This is a genomic window from Iamia sp. (assembly GCF_035575815.1).
In the GTDB taxonomy this organism is placed as follows: Bacteria; Actinomycetota; Acidimicrobiia; order Acidimicrobiales; family Iamiaceae; genus Iamia.
On sequence record NZ_DATLXO010000089.1, the window covers coordinates 1 to 2,098 of the forward strand.

At 67.5% G+C, this 2,098-nt stretch carries 3 protein-coding genes; all 3 read left to right on the top strand.

Translation table 11 applies throughout. The features are described 5' to 3' along the window. On the top strand, positions 1–280 hold a 280-nt coding region (locus VNL12_RS09790; RefSeq protein WP_325594011.1), incomplete at its 5' end, for a P-II family nitrogen regulator. A 278-nt stretch (positions 281–558) separates the two neighbouring features. Further along, complete coding sequence (locus VNL12_RS09795) at positions 559–1,956, top strand: ammonium transporter (RefSeq protein WP_325594013.1); 1,398 nt, start codon at positions 559–561, stop codon at positions 1,954–1,956. A gap of 2 nt (positions 1,957–1,958) precedes the next feature. Continuing rightward, positions 1,959–2,098: P-II family nitrogen regulator (locus tag VNL12_RS09800; RefSeq protein ID WP_325594015.1), on the top strand; the 140-nt coding region annotated here is incomplete at its 3' end.

Consider the following 2,098-nt stretch of genomic DNA (forward strand, 5'->3'; position numbering starts at 1 on the left):
GAAGACCGCGGGGGTCGTCGGGATCACCGTGACCGAGGTGAAGGGGTTCGGTCGCCAGGGCGGCCACACCGAGACCTATCGGGGCACGGAGTACCAGATCGACTTCGTGCCCAAGGTCAAGCTCGAGGTCGTGATCGACGACGTCGAGATGGACAAGGTGGTCGACGCCATCGTGGACGCCGCGGCCACCGGGAAGATCGGGGACGGCAAGGTGTGGGTGACCCCGATCGAGGCGATCGTACGCATCCGCACCGGCGAGTCGGGGGTCGACGCGATCTAGCCCCGGCCCACCCCGGAACCGCCGAAATTGCGTACATGAGTCGCGCTCGGCGCGACTCATGTACGCAATTTCGGGTCATTCCAGCTCGTCGCGCCGACCGTTCCCCGGGGACCCCGGGACGGGCACTGCGCCTGGTGTCAGGTTGGCGTCAGGAAAGCGTTCGACGGGAGTAACGCGACGCACGCGAGGCGGAAACATCGCGCCTCTACCGTCGCCTTCGACGCACGGCAGACCGCTGTGCCCGAGCACATCACGGAGGACACGTGAGACGGAGATTGATGATCGGAGCGGCGCTGGGCGGCGGGCTCGCCCTCCTGGTGGCCTCGCCTGCGGGCGCAGCCACCGGGGTTCCCGCCGAACCGAGCACCCAGTACATCCTCGACAACCTGTGGGTGATGCTCGCCGGCGTGCTCGTGTTGTTCATGCAGGCAGGGTTCGCCCTCGTCGAGGCCGGGCTCACCCGGGCCAAGAACGTGGCCAACATCATGATGAAGAACCTGATGGACCTCTCAGCGGGGGTCCTGGCCTTCTTCCTTATCGGCTTCTCGATCGCGTACGGGCCCGAGCAGCTCGGTGGCGTGATCGGCTGGGGCGGGTGGTTCCTGAACGGCGCCGACTTCGACCAGAGCGGGCTCACCATCCACACGAACTTCTTCTTCCAGGTGGCGTTCGCGGCCACCGCGGCGACGATCGTCTCGGGGGCCATGGCCGAGCGGACGAAGTTCAAGAGCTACTTCATCTACAGCTTCGTCATCACCGCCCTCATCTACCCGATCGTGGTGCGCTGGACCTGGGGCGGCGGCTGGCTCTCGACCCTGTCCACCCCCTTCAGCGACTTCGCCGGCTCGACCATCGTCCACGGCGTGGGCGGCTGGGCGGCGCTCGCCGGTGCGCTCGTCCTCGGACCTCGCATCGGGAAGTACACCAGGGACGGCAAGCCACGGGCGATCCTCGGCCACAACATCGCCCTCGTGGTGCTGGGCACGATCATCTTGTTCATCGGCTGGTTCGGGTTCAACCCAGGTTCGGAGCTGGCGGCCGACCTCGTCGTGATGGACATCGCGGTGGTGACCCTGCTCGCCGCCTGCGCCGGGGGCGTCGCCGCCATGGCCACGATCTGGTTGCGCAGCGGCAAGCCGGATGTGGGCATGACCTGCAACGGCGTGCTGGCCGGCCTGGTGTCGATCACCGCCGGGTGCGGCGCCTTCTACAACTGGTCCGGCATCGTCGTGGGCGCCGTCGGCGGCGTCCTAGTCGTCTTCGCCGTCGAGTTCTTCGAGAAGGTCGTCAAGGTCGATGACCCGGTCGGCGCCATCTCGGTCCACGGCGTCTGTGGCGCCTGGGGCACCCTGGCCATCGGCATCTTCGCGGCCAAGGACGATGCGTTCCTCGGCCGGGACAACGCGGGGCTGCTCTACGGCGGCGGGTTCGACCAGCTGATCACCCAGGCGATCATGGTCATCGCCGTGTTCACCTTCGTGATGATCACCGCCGGGGCGCTGTTCATGGCGATCAAGGCCACCGTCGGCCTGCGGGTGGCCCCCGAGGAGGAGATCGAGGGCCTCGACGTCCTCGAGCACGGCTCGCCGGGCTACGCCGGTGACTCCCTCGCCGGGCTCAGCGCCACCGACCTCGGCCCCGCCCCGACCCGTTCCACCGAGAAGGCGGAGGTCTGAACATGAGGATGGTCACTGCCATCATCAAGCCCTTCAAGCTCGACGACGTGAAGTCGGCGTTGAAGACCGCGGGGGTCGTCGGGATCACCGTGACCGAGGTGAAGGGGTTCGGTCGCCAGGGCGGCCACACCGAGACCTATCG